Origin of the sequence: Shewanella sp. 10N.286.51.B2 (genome assembly GCF_041469265.1) — a bacterium.
In the GTDB taxonomy this organism is placed as follows: Bacteria; Pseudomonadota; Gammaproteobacteria; order Enterobacterales; family Shewanellaceae; genus Shewanella.
The window spans coordinates 18,908-35,735 of sequence record NZ_JBFRKH010000067.1 but is presented as its reverse complement, the minus strand read 5'-3'; the positions used below and the strand labels follow the sequence as shown (position 1 = coordinate 35,735).

Genomic DNA, 16,828 nt, shown 5'->3' with positions numbered 1-16,828 from the left:
GCTAACTACCTTAACTTAAGCGTTGCCAGCCCTAGCATGACTAGGAATAGTGAAATAATCCAAAAGCGCACAATCACTCTTGGCTCCGGCCAACCTTTTAATTCGTAATGGTGGTGAATAGGTGCCATTCTAAAAATCCGCTGACCGCGCAATTTATATGAACCCACCTGTAAAATCACCGACACCGTTTCCATCACAAAAACGCCGCCCATAATCACCAATAACACTTCTTGGCGGACTAACACTGCAATGGCGCCCAATCCTGCACCTAATGCTAATGAGCCTACATCACCCATAAACACTTGCGCTGGGTAGGTGTTAAACCATAAAAACCCTAAACCAGCCCCGACTATCGCGGTACATACAATCACTAGTTCACCAGCATCCGGCAAGTGTGGAATATGTAAATAACTCGCAAACTGTGCATGACCTGATAAATAGGCAATCAATGCAAATGCAGCTGCTACCATAACAGTTGGCATGATAGCTAAACCATCAAGACCATCGGTTAAGTTAACCGCGTTACTGGCACCCACTATGGTGAAGTACGCAAGAACAATATAAAGCAGTCCAAGTTGCGGCATCACATCTTTTAAAAATGGCACCACTAGCTGGGTTTCACCCGGCAGCGTTGCCGAGCTATATAAATAGATGGCTACCGCTAATGCCGCTATGGATTGCGATGCATATTTCCAGCGAGCAATCAGACCTTTAGAGTCTTTTTTTACCACTTTCAAATAATCATCTAAGAAACCAATCGCGCCAAAAGTACCTAATACAAATAGCATGACGATGACATATCGATTTGATAAATCACCCCATAATAAAACACTGACAAATATGCCTGCCAAGATCAGCAAACCACCCATTGTAGGGGTGCCACGCTTACTAAAATGTGACTCTGGGCCGTCATTTCTGACCACTTGGCCAATTTGTAATAACTGCAAACGTTCGATCAATTTAGGACCAAACCACAAGCTGAAAATAAGCCCTGTCATCAAACCTAAGATCGCTCTAAACGTTACATATGAAAAAACATTAAACCCGCTATAAAATTGGGTTAAATACTCAGCTAAATAAGCCAGCATCTACACAAACTCCCCACGCCCATTGGCATCCAACAACACTTCGACTACAGTTTCCATTGCTGCGCTTCGTGAACCTTTAACTAAAATAGTTACCTCACCCGATAACTGATTTACTTTTTTAATCATTGCCTGCGCGACGGATTTTGAATCACTAAAGTGTTCAGAACCAAAGGCTTTGCTGGTTTCAGCGCTTAGCTGTCCGCAACAAAACAAGGCATCAATACCCGCTGATTTGGCTTGTTGGCCGACCTCGGCATGCAAAAGGGCGCTATTGTCGCCCAATTCACCCAAATCTCCCAGCACTAAACATCGAAAACCTCGAGTTTGTTTTAACCAGTTAATCGCAGCGTCCACTGATGTTGGGTTGGCATTGTAACTATCATCAACCAGTAAAATACGCCCCAGCTTGTGCGGCACCATTCGCCCTTTTACTGGCGTTAGGCTTGAAAGCCCGTTAATAATATCTTTGAGGGCGACGCCTAATGCAGTACAAATGGCGCTGGCAGCTAAAGCATTACTGACCTGGTGCTCTCCTGCTAAAGGAAGCTGCACAAAATGGGACTGGCCAGAAACTTCTAAATTAAAGGCATAACAACCACTTGCATCAGCTTTAAGCGCTAATGCTTTAATATCTGCATCTGTGGTGGCTACTTTAGAAAAACGCAGCTGCTTAAATGCGGCTGATTTTTGCGCCATAAACTCAGCAAAGTCATCATCGGCATTGATAATGGCGGTGCCATCTGCGCTGAGGTGGTTAAAGATTTCCGACTTGGCGTGAGCCACGCCTTCAATTGAACCAAAACCTTCTAGGTGTGCATGGCCGATATTATTTACCAGCGCCACCTGAGGCATCACCAAAGATGAAGTATAGTTAATCTCGCCTTGATGATTGGCGCCCAGTTCAAAAACGCCATATTCATGCTCTTGGGTTAATCGCAATAAGGTTAACGGTACCCCGATTTCATTATTAAAATTACCGGCGGTATAAAGCACGCTATGATGCTGGCTTAAAATAGCTGCCACCATTTCTTTTACTGTAGTTTTGCCATTTGAGCCCGTCAAAGCGATGGCTTTAGGGTTTACCTTAGCGCGCACTAACGCGCCGATTTCGCCCATGGCTATTTGGCTATTTGCCACTATAATTTGCGGAATATCAAGCTCAAGCTGACGTTCAACCAATAAGGCTTTAGCGCCATTATCAATGGCGGTTTTTGCAAAGCTATGGCCATCAAAACGTAAGCCTTTTAACGCCACAAATAAGGTATTGGCTTGCATCGCTCGGCTATCACTGCTGACATCATCAATACAAATGTCATCGCCCACGAGCTTGCCATTAAGGGTTTGCGCCAGCTGTGAAAGCATCAGGGCAATCATAAGCGCTCCTTTAATGCCATGTTAGACGTTGGCTGAGTGAGTTCGATAGCCAGTGCTCTTTCATCATATTCAGTTCTGATGCCATTGGCCTCTTGATAGGTTTCATGGCCTTTACCTGCAAGCAACACAATATCGCCTGTTTGAGCCAGTGAAGCCACGGTGTTAATTGCTTTAATGCGATCAACTTGTGTTAGTGCACGCTCAGGAAATGCCAAACCCGCTAATACATCCTCAATAATGGCCGCAGGATTTTCACTACGAGCATTGTCACTGGTGACCATCACAGTATCAGCAAACTGCTCGGCCGCTTGGGCCATTAAAGGCCGCTTGCCTTTATCTCTATCACCGCCACAACCAAAGACACACCAAAGCTTGCCTTTACAATGAATCCGCAGCGCTTTTAACGCTTGTTCGATAGCATCCGGAGTATGGGCATAATCAACTACCAAGGTGGGCCCCTTTGGCTGATTAAAGCGCTCCATGCGACCAGCAACGGGCGTTAATAGTGGCACTAATTCAAGTAACTCTTGCATGTCATAACCTTGCAAATACAAGCCACTTAGGGCTGCCACAAGGTTTGCTAAGTTAAAGTCACCCAATAAAGGCGAAACAATGCGTCCGCGTAGTGCTAAAGTCGTTTTTTGGCTGCTGTGATTATCCAGGTGCGGGTAAACAAAATCACACTGCACACCAGCATCATTGAACTGCATATTGTCAGTATAAAATTGCGCCGTTTTATTGGCGCTAATGCTAAAGCCATAGATGGAATCTGTTGTTAGCTCATCGAACCATTGCTGACCAACACCATCATCAAGATTAATCAAACCATTTTTGACGCAGGAAAAGGTGAACAGACGCTTTTTAGCTGCGCCATAAGCATCCATATCACCATGGTAATCAAGGTGATCACGACTTAAATTAGTAAAAATAGCAGTATCAAAAGGCACGGCTTCCACTCGGCCTTGCACTAAGCCATGACTGGAGACTTCAATGGCGCACACATTGACCCGTTCGGCTTGAAATTGGTGTAATTGACGGATCAAAGTAATGGCATCAGCAGTGGTATTGCCACTATCGATTAATTGACCCCAAACACCATTGCCCAATGTACCCATGACTGCAGCTTTTTGCTGTTTAAGTGATACCAATTGCGCAATAAGCTGGCTAACAGAAGTTTTACCATTAGTTCCCGTAACCCCAATAATCGCCATTGGTGAATGATTAACCGGATACAACTGCGCTGCAACAGCCGAAAGCTGCCGAGTTAATTGAAAAAACGATATCAGCACCGCGCCATTATCTTGGTATTCAACTTGACCATGTTCATCAGGGTTATCGGTATGAATTAACGCCCCCACTGCACCACTTTCAATGGCTTTACTGATAAATTTACGGCCATCAACCTTGTGGCCTGGCAAGGCGACAAATAAACCACCTTGGGATACTTGGCGGCTATCAAGGCTCAGCGTATCCACTGACTCAACGCCAGCATAATGAAACCAGGGTGCTAATAAATCACTAAGCAGCATTATTCAGCCCTCTTAGCAATGGCGGCCAATTTAACTTTTTCTTGTTCATTTAATGGTTCTACATTCAGCATCTGTAACGCACCAGACATAATTTTTGCAAATACGGGGCCTGCCACATCGCCACCGTGATAACGGTCGCCTTTGGGTTCATTAACCACAATAGAAATAGCTAAACGGGGATTATGCACTGGCGCAACCCCGGCAAACAGTGCGACATAATCATCACCGTAACCACCGGCGACAGACTTACGACTAGTACCCGTTTTACCCGCAATAGGATAACCATCAATATGGGCTTTGGTGGCGGTGCCGCCACGTTCAGTTACCCCTAGCATCATTTCCATGACATCTTGGGCGACTTGCTGTGAAATAACTTGTTCACCTTTAGGTGCTTGTTTTAGCTTTAAAATTGATACTGGATACAAGACACCGCCGCTACCTAAAGTGGCATACATTCTGGCTAATTGCAGTGGGGTGGCCGTTAAACCATAGCCATAAGATAAGGTCGCGCGTTCAAAGTCAGACCAACGACGACGATCATGGATAAGGCCGGCGCTTTCACCTGCTAAGTTAATTCCTGAATAATTACCCAAGCCCATTGACTGGTAAGTCCCCAATAATTCTTGCACGGGCATCGATAAAGAGACTTTACTGATCCCCACGTTACTAGACTTAACCAAGATTTTATCTAAGGTCATATTGCCGTAATTAACCGTATCACGCACTTGACGGCCACCAACACGCATCCAGCCTGGTGAGGTGTTAATCATATCATCACGTTCAACAGTGCCCGCTTGCAGCGCAGCTGCGACCACAAAAGGTTTTACAGTGGAGCCCGGCTCAAAAGTATCGGTTAAGGCGCGGTTGCGCATGCGGTGAGATTGTAAGTTTTCTCGAGAATTGGGGTTATATGACGGTGTATTCACCATCGCCAGTACTTCGCCGGTGTGTACATCAAGTACCACCACTGAGCCTGAAGTGGCTTGGTTTATTTCTGTGGCGCGTTTTAATTCGCGATAAGCTAGCTGCTGAATGCGTTGATCGATACTCAAGACTAAATCATTTGAGCTCTCGCCTTCTTCCACCATATCTAAACGCTGTACTACTTTACCATCGCGGGATTTACGGACTTTTTGTTTTGAAGGGGTACCAGTAAGCCAGCTATCGTAAGCACTTTCGATGCCTTCAATGCCTACATCATCAATATTAGTTAAACCCACTAGCTGGGCGGCAGTTTCACCTGCGGGATAATAGCGGCGTGATTCAGACTTTAAATAGATGCCAGCAATTTTCAGTTGCTTGATGTATTCCGCTACCGCAGGGGTCACTTGACGCTTAAGGTAAATAAAGCGCCTTTTAGGGTCGCGCTGCACCTTACTCACAATCTCATCAACTGGCTCATGTAAAATATCTGCCAGCGCTTTCCAGCGGCGCATATCTTTAAATGCATCTTTATCGTGGGATATTTTAGGATCAGCCCACACAGCTCGTACTGGCACACTCACTGCCAGCATTTCACCATTTCTGTCGGTGATTAGGCCGCGCTGTACTTGATTACTGGTGGTGCGTAAGGTGCGCATGTCACTTTCGTGACGTAGTTTTTCAGGCTCAATAATTTGAATATAGGCGGCACGGGCAATTAACGCAGTAAACAGCAGCAGCACAAAACCCACCACAACGAATAGTCGCCATGGGATCAGTTCAGGGTTTAATTTACGTTTAGCTTGTCTGCTCATTATTCCTTTCTCATTGCAGCCTTATAACCACTTCTTCTTTAGGTAGTGGTCGCACCATTTTTAAATCTTTAGTGGCGATCCTTGTCACTCGACTGTGTTCTGACTTAGATTGCTCTTCCAGCAACAAGTTGCGCCATTCAATATCTAAACGATCACGTTCTTGTAATAGCTGATCTAATTGCGAGGTCTGTTTTCGGGTCGCATAGCTGGTATACACCACACTCATCGCATTGCCGACTACAATTAGCGTCAGCAATAATATCCACTTGTGCTGCCAAATATCGGCTAACACAATGCGGGATAAATTGATTGATGACGGTGCCAATATAACCTCAGTAATTAATAATCAAGTCGCTGCGCAACGCGCAACACCGAGCTTCTTGCTCGTGGGTTTTGTTCAATTTCGACATCAGAAGGCTTCATCGCCTTACCAATGGCTTTTAACTTTTTAGATTTATTAATTTCAGCTTCAGTGATGGGCAAGCCATGAGGTACGCTTTCACCTTGGCTATGGCGACGAATAAAGCGCTTCACCATACGATCTTCTAATGAATGGAAACTGATCACCGATAAACGCCCTTCTGGGGCCAGTACCGACACAGCACCTTCAAGGGCTTGATCAATTTGCTCTAATTCACTATTGATATAAATTCTAATCGCCTGGAACACCCGCGTTGCAGGATGCTTATTACGCTCTTTATTTTTAGTAATTCGGGCAATAAGGTCAGCTAAATCTTTGGTTCTTAAAAAGGGTTTTTCATCTCGATCAGCAGCAATACAGCGAGCGATGTGACGCGAGTTTTTCTCTTCGCCATAGGTTTTAAATACCCAAGCCATATCTTCAATTTCAGCTCTCGCTAACCACTGAGCGGCCGTTTGACCCTGGCTGTTATCCATACGCATATCCAATGGACCATCACGTAAAAAACTAAAACCACGCTCAGCATCATCTAATTGCGGTGAAGACACGCCTAAATCCAATAACACGCCATTGATTTTGCCTTTCAAACCTAACTCAGTAACGTATTCGGCCAACTGGCCAAAGCCACCATGCACAATTTGAAAGCGAGGATCATCGGCGAACTGTTTAGCCGCTTCAATGGCTTGCGGATCTCTATCGATGGCAATCAAGCGGCCGTTTTCACCGAGCTGACTCAGCACATGCCTTGAATGACCACCACGACCAAAGGTGCCATCAATATAGATGCCATCCGCTTGGATATTTAAACCATCAACGGTTTCTTGTAGCAGTACAGATAAATGGGCAAATTCTTGGCTCATCAGACTCTTCTTAATTAATTATTTATAATGAAAAATTAGCTAATCTTTCATGGCTAGTGAGATCTTCTGCTTGAATTAGCTGATGACTTTCGTCCATCTGCAACTGCCAAGCGGCTTCATCCCACAACTCAAACTTATTCAGCAAACCCACCAGCATGGTTTTCTTTTGCAGGCTGGCAAATTGTCTTAATGCGGGGGGAACGAGCGCACGACCATTACCATCTAACTCACATTCATGAGCGTGGCCTAATAATCTTCGTTTCATGGATCGTTCAATGTGATTGGTGTCTGACAGCTGCATTAGTTTTGCTTCTATCAGTTCCCATTCATGGATTGGATAAATCAATAAACAAGCTGATTGGATATCAACGGTGATGACGACAATGCCACTGTGCTCAACACGCAAGGATTCTCGGTATCGCATTGGTATTGCGATCCGTCCTTTTGCATCCATATTTATCGCACTGGCGCCCCGAAACACGATCATTAATCCCTATGATTTGTTATTAAAATTCCCACAAAAATCCACAATTCCCCACAACCCTTAAGTTTAGGGACACAACACAAGTATTGTCAAGGGATGAGAAGATTAATTAAATCCAGTTCTGAAGCGGGTTCGCAGCAAATTTGATTTAATTTGTTCTAGGTGGAGGAAAGTGGATTTTATGGGGCTAAATGAACGAAACCATACACATAACAACGACTCTATCGAGTAAAATGTGACTAAAATGTGCTAAAAATTGACCATTATCATCTTAAAATGACAATGCCCACTGTATCAAAGTTATATCTTGTATAATAAATATTCACTCACGATGTGAGAAAAACCAGTTCAACAAATTTTATTGCTGCCTTGCGCTTTTAAACCTAAGCAAATTCCAAACTTTTAATATTGCCTTTACGCTAAAACATCCTCAAACAAGGATGACTGCTGGCGTCATATATTCAAACCAATAGCCGCTCAATTTACAATCAAAACGGCCGATAACAAGATATACTGAATACAGCCTTGAAGGAGGTAATAATGAACCTAGATATTCTTTATGCAGTCACTGCCAGACCACCTAGACAAGTCACCACGCCCAAAAAAGAGGTGAAAAAAGTCACTGACTCAGCCGTTATCAGTGCTGATAGTCATGAAGCGCCGCAAACACAATTGCCACCAGCGCCATTAACCAGAAAACAGCTTACTCAAACCAACAACACCGATGATGCAAACCCGCCCACTAACGACGATACAAACTTCAAGCATATTGATATTGAAATTTAATCGTTTACCAGTGATTTAAAAATACACTTTATCCAATTGTTTGCCTAACCGCTTTTTTCCATCCGCGATACAAATCCTGACGACAGCTATCATCCATTGCTGGTGAAAAATGCTTATCAGCCACGGCAATGTTTTGTAACTCTTCTGTAGACTGCCAAAAGTTAACCGCAAGACCTGCTAAAAAGGCTGCTCCCATGGCTGTGGTTTCAGTCACTTGCGGACGGATCACATCAACATTGCTGATGTCGGCTTGGAACTGCATTAAAAACTCATTTGCCACTGCGCCACCATCAACGCGGATTTGTTTAAGTTCGACCCCTGAGTCTTGTATCATTGCCTCGAGTAAATCCTTGCTTTGATATGCAATGGCTTCTAACGCTGCGCGAATAATATGGCTACGATTAACCCCGCGGCTAAGTCCGACAATCGCGCCTCTGGCATCCGCTTCCCAATACGGAGCGCCCAAGCCGACAAAGGCTGGTACTAAATATACCCCATTGGTGTCGTCCACTTTATTGGCAAAGTATTCAGTGTCATGAGCATCTTGGATCAAGCCCATTTCGTCCCGCAGCCATTGGATCACCGCGCCGCCCATAAATACTGCCCCTTCAAGGGCATAGTTAACCTTTAAATCAGCGCCTATAGCAATGGTGGTTAATAGGCCATGATCCGATACCACTGCCTTATCACCGGTGTTCATCAGTAAAAAACAGCCTGTGCCATAGGTATTTTTGGCCATTCCAGGTTCAAAACATAATTGACCAAATAATGCCGATTGCTGATCCCCTGCCATACCCGCCACGGTAATATCGCCACCGACAATGCTGGTTGAACCGTAGACCGCACAAGAGGGTTTCACTTCAGGTAACATCGAAGCCGGAATACCAAAGGCCGTTAATAACTTGTCATCCCACTGCTGCTGATGGATGTTAAACAACATGGTCCGTGAGGCGTTGGTGGGTTCAGTAACATGTACTTTGCCTTTTGTGAGCTTCCACACCAGCCAGGTATCTATGGTGCCAAATAACAACTCACCGGCCTCGGCCTTTTCTCTTGCACCTTCAACATTATCTAGAATCCACTTGATTTTTGAGGCGGAAAAGTACGGGTCGAGCACCAAGCCTGTGGCGGATTTAATATAAGCTTCATAACCATCGGCTTTGAGTTGCTGGCATATACTTTGGCTGCGACGACACTGCCACACAATGGCGTTATAAATCGGCTTGCCGGTTTTTTTATCCCACACTACGGTGGTTTCACGTTGGTTGGTGATGCCCATAGCGGCAACATCATCACCGCTAATAGCTGCTCGAGATAGCACTTCAATCAATGATGAACTTTGAGATGACCAAATCTCCATTGGATCATGCTCGACCCAACCGGCCTGAGGATAAATCTGGGTAAACTCACGCTGCGCTACCGCAACCATGTTGGCTTTATGGTCAAATACAATGGCACGAGAGCTGGTTGTGCCTTGATCTAATGCAATAATGTATTTCTTAGCTTGCATATCACTATCTCATATTATTTATTTTAGTTTGTTCACATAAACTGAAAGTAGTGAATCAACTACCCGTTTATTTATGTGATTTATCATGCTTTACATTGCAATGCTTGTGCTGTCATCACAGTTATAAGGGTTTATTCTACCTAGACATGCTATGTCACTTTGGGGTAAAGCCAGTAAGCACCTAATAACTTAGCATATGACGATGGCTTTACTTCATACTTTGGCTTGTCAAATATAGCTGGCGTATCGATATTAGTCTTATGATTTTCAAATAACAAAAAGCCCCGCAATTGCGAGGCTTTAAATGTATTAATAATACTGTCGACTACATTTTGTAGCTAAACTGCACACCTGCTAACCACACATCGGCTTCAACATCACCGCTGTAGTTCACAGACGCTAAACCTAATAAGTCTTGAGTCTCATCAATTGGTGCATCACCAATGCCTTTGATGTAAGTGATGGCAAAATCAACCGTAAGGTTTTTACTGGCTTGATAACCCGCACCGGCACTAAACCATAAACGATCTGAATCTGGGATTGTTGTTGAACGGTATTCGTCTTGCGCAGCACCTTGATCTAGTGCCATACCGCCACGAACTAACCACTTGTCATTGAGCTGGTAAGTGGTACCTAGTGCAAAGCGCCAGTTATCTTTGAAGTTTTCTTCTTTAACTAAATCAGACTCCAATGGTAAACCCGTTGTTGAGTCAATTGGCTTAGTTTCGCCAGGGAAGTATGCTACCAACTCATCAAAAACACTCCACTGAGTCCAGTTAACGCTGGCGTGCATGGCCCAGTTTTCAGTTAATTGGTGATGAGATGCAAGCTCTGCAAATGCAGGGATCTCAATCGGTAAGTAACCTTCAATACTAACATTTTGACCACCGTCATAAAGTAGCCCAGACGCATGGCCGTCCAGTTCTAGCTCTACCCCACTGTGATAAGCAAAACCTAAACGGTGCTTGTCATTAATCTGCCAGCTAGAACCAATTTTCCAACCGATGGCAATATCATCACCTTCCATGTACTTAAGACTTGTGCCAGCAGCCGGAAGCATAGGTGCTAAATCAGGCAACTGAGCTTTAATACCATCAATCCAACCTGGCATTGATGCGCCAACATTACCTTCACCGTAAACAATACGCAGACCCGCACCAATGCTAACCGCATCATTGATTTTATAGCCAATGTTTGGGTTAAATTCTACGGTGGTGATTGCAGTATCATCACCAAATATCGCTGCTGAATGAGTTGCATCCAATTCTGTCGCTAAACCGTAATTTGAATGAAAAGCCAGGCCCCACGTCCAGTTATCGTTTAACTGATTCGAGTAATAAAAATTTGGGATAAGTGCATCACCAGCAAAATCAATGGCGTTGCTCGGGATCACGATAGGGTCACCGCTCAAATGAAGATTAACATCACCCAGCACATCGACATTAGGCATAATATAAATAGCACCTGCAGATAATTGGCGACCTTCAAGGTAAGTCAACATGGCAGGGTTTTTAGTTTGGGCGCCAGCATTATCTGCCATCGCAGCTTCACCAGCAAAAGCACGGCCTAAACCTGTAGAAGAATATTCAGCTAATTGAAAGCCTGCTGCACTTACTTGAGTCGTTGCCCCTAAAAGCATGGCGCTTACTGCCACGGTTAATAATTTCTTTTTCATCATTTGTCCCCGGGTATGCAAATTTATTATTTGCTTAATCTCTTACATCATTAGAGCAATAGCTCAATTTGAAATCGGGGCAAGTGTACTGATGCAGAATATATTTACAACTAAATGCCTAAAAACAGAAGAAATAACTACCTTTTCGGTGTTTGCAATATTTTTAAGTGATAAGGATCACACACCAAGCGAGAAAAAAGCGTCAATTACACTAATTGATTCGCTGAAGCATATTAAAAATAGTTAACCAAAATATTTTTAATATTGATATTCAATAACTTACTAAAGAATATACAACTCACAAACCTGCGCTGAATTTTATAGTTTTTTTAACTACCGATATAAACCGCCAAATCTTATGAATAAATAAACCAATAAATACAATGTGATATATAGTAAATTATTGTTGAGACACATAAAAAAGCCTTCTAGGGTTAGCTAGAAGGCTTTATTTAATACCACGTTGGTACAAGTGTAAGCTTAAATGTTAATCGCCAATGTTGAACTTACAATTGACTCGTCACTCTTACATCAGCCACGCCAAGCAGGAATATTGGCTTCATAGTCGCTAATTGCCGCAGCAAATTCCAGCGTTAAGCCGATGGCATCTAAACCATTAAGCAGCTTGTGCCTTGCTGACTCTGCCAATGAAAAGCTAAATGTACTGCCTTGTGGTGACGTTACAGTAAGAGCTTGCAAATCAACACTGATTTCAGCTCCTTCTTGAGCATCAACTTCAGCCATTAATTGGCTCACTTCCGCTGCGGTTAACTTCACAGGTAATAAGCCATTGTTAATGGAGTTACCGTAAAAAATATCTGCAAAACTTGGCGCGATAATCACCCGTAGCCCAAAGTCAGCTAATGCCCACGGTGCATGTTCTCGACTTGATCCACAGCCAAAGTTTTCTTGTGCTAGCAATATAGACGCGCCTTTATAACGCGGTAAGTTAAGTGAAAAAGTCGGGTTAGGCTGCTCGCCCGCGTCATCTAAATAACGCCAATCATGAAATAAGTGCACCCCAAAACCATCACGAGTGACTTTTGATAAAAATTGCTTCGGGATAATTTGGTCGGTATCAATATTTGCGCTATCTATTGCAACCGCTAAACCCGTATGTGCTGTAAAAGCTTGCATCTGTTTCTCCTAGTGGGTTGGCAATTAATAAGGCTTACGAATATCAACAAAGTGACCGGCAATCGCTGCAGCTGCAGCCATAGCAGGGCTCACTAAGTGAGTTCGACTGCCACGCCCTTGGCGACCTTCAAAGTTACGATTACTAGTAGATGCACAGCGATCGCCAGCCTCTAAACGGTCATCGTTCATTGCCAGGCACATTGAGCAACCAGGCAAGCGCCATTCAAACCCTGCCTCTAGGAATATTTTATCTAAACCTTCCGCTTCTGCTTGCAGTTTCACCTGTCCAGAACCCGGTACCACAATAGCGGTGACGCCTTCGGCCACTTTACGGTTTTTAGCATGATGGGCTGCGGCACGTAAATCCTCAATACGGGAGTTAGTACATGAGCCAATAAAGACTTTATTAACCGCAATATCCACCATATTGGTGCCAGAAGTCAGGCCGATATACTCAAGCGCTTTTTCCATGCTGTCACGCACAGTTGCATTGGGCTCAGACTCAGGGTTAGGCACTTGTGCATCAATAGATACCACTTGGCCTGGATTAGTGCCCCAAGTTAACTGCGGCGCGATTTCTGCAGCTTCAAGTACCACTTCGGCATCAAATACTGCATCAGCATCCGTTTTAAGTGCGGTCCAATCTGCAACTGCTTGCGTCCAAGCATCAGCTTTAGGGGCAAATTCACGACCTTCAAGATAATCAAAAGTAGTTTGATCAGGTGCGACCATGCCAGCTTTGGCGCCCATTTCAATGGCCATATTACATAAGGTCATGCGCCCTTCCATTGATAAAGCTTCAATGGCTTCGCCGCAAAACTCAACCACGTAACCGGTACCGCCATCCATACCCAAACGGCCAATGATAGCCAATACAATATCTTTAGCCGTAATGCCCTCAGCCACATGACCACGGACTTCAATTTTCATGGTTTTAGCTTTTAACTGACGTAACGTCTGGGTGGCTAACACATGCTCAACTTCAGAGGTGCCAATACCAAATGCTAATGCGCCAAAAGCGCCGTGGGTTGCTGTATGTGAATCACCACAAACAATCACAGTACCGGGCAAGGTAATACCAAGCTCTGGCCCCATGACATGGACTATGCCTTGATTTGGATGATGGATGTCATATAGCTTCACGCCAAATTCTTTACAATTTTGCGCTAGGGTTTCCACCTGAATACGCGCCATTGGGCTCATGGCATCAAGGCTAGCACTTAAGGTCGAAATATTATGATCCATAGTGGCAAAGGTTTTTTCAGGGGCGCGTAATTTACGACCCGCTGTTTTTAAACCACTAAAAGCCTGTGGTGATGTCACTTCATGAACCAAGTGACGGTCAACATAAACAATCGGCGCTTCTGAGTCAGGTGATGCGACAATATGGGCATCCCATACTTTCTCATATAAGGTTTTTGCTGCCATTAGACACCTTCCTTAATAGCATTAGCGATATAGTCACCCATTTCACTGGTTGATTTTGCATTATGACGCTCATCGCTACTTAATAGCTCACCAGTTAAATAGCCAGCTGATAAGGCTTTACCTACTGCGCGTTCTATCGTACTCGCGGCATCTTCAAGTTTTAAGCTATGACGTAGTAATAAGGCTGCAGATAGAATTTGCGCCACAGGGTTAGCAATGCCTTGGCCTGCGATATCAGGTGCACTGCCACCAGCAGGTTCATACATACCAAAACCACTGCTGTTAAGGCTTGCTGAAGATAATAGCCCCATTGAGCCGGTTAACATGGCAATTTCGTCTGACACTATGTCACCAAATAGGTTCGAACACAGCATCACATCAAATTCATTTGGGCGACGTAATAATTGCATGGTGGCATTGTCGATGTAGATATGTTCAAGCTCCACATCAGGGTAGTCTTTAGCCACTTCTTCAACCACTTCACGCCATAACACTGAACAGGCTAATACGTTAGCTTTATCTACTGAGGTGACTTTTTTGCGGCGACCTTGAGCAGACTGAAACGCAATTCGGGCAATACGCTCTATTTCACGACGGCTATAGCGCATGGTATCGAAGGCTTCTTCATCCAGGCCTTCGCCTTGACGACCTTTTGGCTTACCAAAGTAAATGCCACCCGTTAATTCACGCACACATAACACATCAAAGCCACGTGAAGATATATCACTTCGCAATGGTGACATATGTTCAAGCCCTGCGTGTAATTTTGCCGGACGTAAATTACAAAACAGTTCAAAGTGACCACGTAGCGGTAATAATGCGCCACGCTCTGGCTGATCATTGGGGGCTAAGTTTTCCCACTTAGGCCCGCCAACACTGCCGAATAAAATGGCATCTGAGGCTTCACAGCCTTTTAAGGTTGCATCAGGCAGCGGGCAACCATGGTTATCAATGGCAATACCACCCACATCGTACTCAGCATATTCAATGTCCAGCGCAAATCGGGCTTCAACTTCATTAAGCACTTTACGTGCCTCAGCCATGACTTCTGGCCCAATACCATCTCCGGCCAATACAGCTATTTGATAACTCATACTCCACCTAACTCCCTTTCTTTATGAATCTGTTGTTTAAAATCAGCCACTTTATCGGCGCGATAGGTTAAGTTCATGACATGAACTAACGCTTGAGCCGATGACTCGACAACATCTGTTGCCAAGCCGACACCATGGAATGTTTGCTGATTGTATTCAGCTGTAATATCCACTTGGCCTAAGGCGTTTTGCCCTTCGCCTTTAGCGCTTAATTTGTAATTAGTAATATTGATGCTGCGACCAGTTGCACGGGCAATAGCATTGTATGCTGCATCGACTGGGCCATTACCGGTTGCCGCTTCGGTTATTTCTTTGTCATCAACCACTATACGCACCGTGGCAGTGGCTACACCTTCAGTTGAATCTGAGTGCACCATTAAATGTTGCAGTGAGTACTTATCATCATCTTGAGATTGCGCTTCGATAAACACTAAGGCTTCAAGATCATAATCAAATACCTGGCCTTTTTTATCTGCCAATTTCAAAAACTGATCGTAAAGACTGTCCATATCATAATCGGTTTCTTTATAGCCCATTTCTTCCATGCGGTGCTTAATCACGTGGCGACCTGAGCGCGAAGTCATATTCAAGTTATTACGATTAAGGCCAATGCTTTCAGGCGTCATGATCTCATAGGTATTTTTAGCTTTTAGCATGCCATCTTGGTGAATACCCGATGAATGCGAAAATGCATTAGTCCCCACTACCGCTTTATTAGCCTGAATCGGCATATTACATAGCTGGCTTACAAGGGATGAAGTGCGGTGAATTTCTTTGGCATTAATGTTGTTTTCAAGCCCGAGTAAATTCTTGCGGGTTGCCAAAATCATCGCTATTTCTTCTAATGAACAATTACCAGCGCGCTCACCAATACCATTAACCGTACATTCAATCTGGCGAGCACCATGCTCAACAGCAGTAATTGAGTTCGCTACCGATAAACCTAAATCATCATGACAATGCACCGAAATCACCGCTTGATCGATATTCGGCACTCGGTTAAATAAGGTTTGAATAATGCCGCCAAACTCACTTGGGACGGTGTAACCCACGGTATCTGGGATATTAATGGTTCTAGCACCCGCTTTAATAGCTTCTTCTACCATACGGCAAAGGTTATCAATGGGGGTACGCCCAGCATCTTCACAAGAGAACTCAACATCGTCAGTAAAGCGGCGGGCATATTTAACCGCACTCACTGCCATTTCTAATACGTCATCAAATGAACGCTTTAATTTGCTTTCAACGTGAATGGTTGAGGTTGAAATAAAGGTATGAATTCGAAACTGATCAGCAACAGATAATGCTTGCGCTGCGGCATCGATATCTTTTTCTAATGCACGAGATAAGGCACACACTCGGCTATTTTTAATGGTTTTTGCAATGGTTTGCACTGACTGAAAATCACCAGGCGATGACACAGGAAAGCCCACTTCCATAACATCAACACCTAAACGCTCAAGAGCCAATGCAATTTGCAGCTTTTCTTTAACCGTTAAACTGGCTGCTAACGCCTGCTCGCCGTCTCTTAATGTGGTATCAAATATTATGACTCTATCGGACATCTTTTTCTCCATCGAACCTGGTTATTCACGTTAAAGTTTGTTCGCTTTGCTAATGGATTTGAGTGCTTTGCTCATTTAGTTCATTAGACTTTTTGTTTGTTATATAAATCAATCAGAGGCAGAAACAAAAAACCCCGCGGC

The 16,828-nt window shown here is 44.1% G+C and carries 14 protein-coding genes; 1 reads left to right on the top strand and 13 read right to left on the bottom strand.

Annotation, left to right across the window (positions count from 1 at the left end; translation table 11 throughout):
* Positions 1 to 5: 5 nt before the first annotated feature.
* Genes mraY through mraZ form a run of 7 tightly spaced genes read right to left on the bottom strand, consistent with a single transcriptional unit; the run spans position 6 to position 7,489 of the window.
* Positions 6 to 1,088 carry a phospho-N-acetylmuramoyl-pentapeptide-transferase gene (gene mraY / locus AB4140_RS17165; protein WP_102440214.1) on the bottom strand — a complete coding sequence of 361 codons (1,083 nt, stop codon included), beginning with the start codon at positions 1,086 to 1,088 and terminating at the stop codon, positions 6 to 8.
* The gene (murF, locus tag AB4140_RS17160; RefSeq protein WP_372001909.1) at positions 1,089 to 2,462 is read right to left on the bottom strand and encodes a UDP-N-acetylmuramoyl-tripeptide--D-alanyl-D-alanine ligase; all 1,374 of its coding nucleotides are present in this window, start codon (positions 2,460 to 2,462) and stop codon (positions 1,089 to 1,091) included.
* The gene (gene murE, locus AB4140_RS17155) at positions 2,459 to 3,994 is read right to left on the bottom strand and encodes a UDP-N-acetylmuramoyl-L-alanyl-D-glutamate--2,6-diaminopimelate ligase (protein ID WP_372001912.1); all 1,536 of its coding nucleotides are present in this window, start codon (positions 3,992 to 3,994) and stop codon (positions 2,459 to 2,461) included. The genes murF and murE overlap by 4 nt, the downstream gene beginning before the upstream one ends.
* Complete coding sequence (locus AB4140_RS17150) at positions 3,991 to 5,727, bottom strand: penicillin-binding protein 2 (protein ID WP_102440211.1); 1,737 nt, start codon at positions 5,725 to 5,727, stop codon at positions 3,991 to 3,993. Before AB4140_RS17150 ends, murE begins: the two co-directional genes overlap by 4 nt.
* Positions 5,728 to 5,737: 10 nt before the next feature.
* Complete coding sequence (gene ftsL, locus AB4140_RS17145) at positions 5,738 to 6,052, bottom strand: cell division protein FtsL (protein ID WP_102440210.1); 315 nt, start codon at positions 6,050 to 6,052, stop codon at positions 5,738 to 5,740.
* 14 nt (positions 6,053 to 6,066) lie between these two features.
* Positions 6,067 to 7,008 (bottom strand): 16S rRNA (cytosine(1402)-N(4))-methyltransferase RsmH, encoded by a 942-nt coding sequence (gene rsmH / locus AB4140_RS17140; RefSeq protein ID WP_102440209.1) that lies wholly within the window; start codon positions 7,006 to 7,008, stop codon positions 6,067 to 6,069.
* A gap of 22 nt (positions 7,009 to 7,030) precedes the next feature.
* The gene (mraZ, locus tag AB4140_RS17135) at positions 7,031 to 7,489 is read right to left on the bottom strand and encodes a division/cell wall cluster transcriptional repressor MraZ (protein WP_102440224.1); all 459 of its coding nucleotides are present in this window, start codon (positions 7,487 to 7,489) and stop codon (positions 7,031 to 7,033) included.
* Between the two features lie 543 nt (positions 7,490 to 8,032).
* On the opposite strand from mraZ, the gene AB4140_RS17130 reads away from it, so the two are divergent.
* The gene (locus tag AB4140_RS17130; protein WP_372001907.1) at positions 8,033 to 8,278 is read left to right on the top strand and encodes a hypothetical protein; all 246 of its coding nucleotides are present in this window, start codon (positions 8,033 to 8,035) and stop codon (positions 8,276 to 8,278) included.
* A 28-nt stretch (positions 8,279 to 8,306) separates the two neighbouring features.
* Here the strand turns inward: AB4140_RS17130 and glpK are convergent, their stop codons facing one another.
* The 6 genes from glpK to leuA form a co-directional block, all read right to left on the bottom strand.
* Entirely contained in the window at positions 8,307 to 9,788 is a 1,482-nt protein-coding gene (glpK, locus tag AB4140_RS17125) for a glycerol kinase GlpK (RefSeq protein WP_372001905.1), read from the bottom strand.
* Between the two features lie 325 nt (positions 9,789 to 10,113).
* Positions 10,114 to 11,463 (bottom strand): outer membrane protein transport protein, encoded by a 1,350-nt coding sequence (locus AB4140_RS17120; protein WP_372001904.1) that lies wholly within the window; start codon positions 11,461 to 11,463, stop codon positions 10,114 to 10,116.
* A 531-nt stretch (positions 11,464 to 11,994) separates the two neighbouring features.
* Positions 11,995 to 12,600, bottom strand: a complete 606-nt coding sequence (gene leuD / locus AB4140_RS17115) for a 3-isopropylmalate dehydratase small subunit (protein WP_102440205.1) — start codon at positions 12,598 to 12,600, stop codon at positions 11,995 to 11,997.
* 24 nt (positions 12,601 to 12,624) lie between these two features.
* A complete protein-coding gene (gene leuC / locus AB4140_RS17110; RefSeq protein ID WP_102476554.1) occupies positions 12,625 to 14,028 on the bottom strand; it encodes a 3-isopropylmalate dehydratase large subunit in 1,404 nt (467 codons plus the stop codon).
* Positions 14,028 to 15,122: a 3-isopropylmalate dehydrogenase gene (gene leuB / locus AB4140_RS17105; protein ID WP_372001901.1), complete on the bottom strand. Its 1,095-nt coding sequence runs from the start codon at positions 15,120 to 15,122 to the stop codon at positions 14,028 to 14,030. Before leuB ends, leuC begins: the two co-directional genes overlap by 1 nt.
* A complete protein-coding gene (gene leuA / locus AB4140_RS17100; protein WP_102440202.1) occupies positions 15,119 to 16,687 on the bottom strand; it encodes a 2-isopropylmalate synthase in 1,569 nt (522 codons plus the stop codon). Before leuA ends, leuB begins: the two co-directional genes overlap by 4 nt.
* Positions 16,688 to 16,828 lie beyond the last annotated feature (141 nt).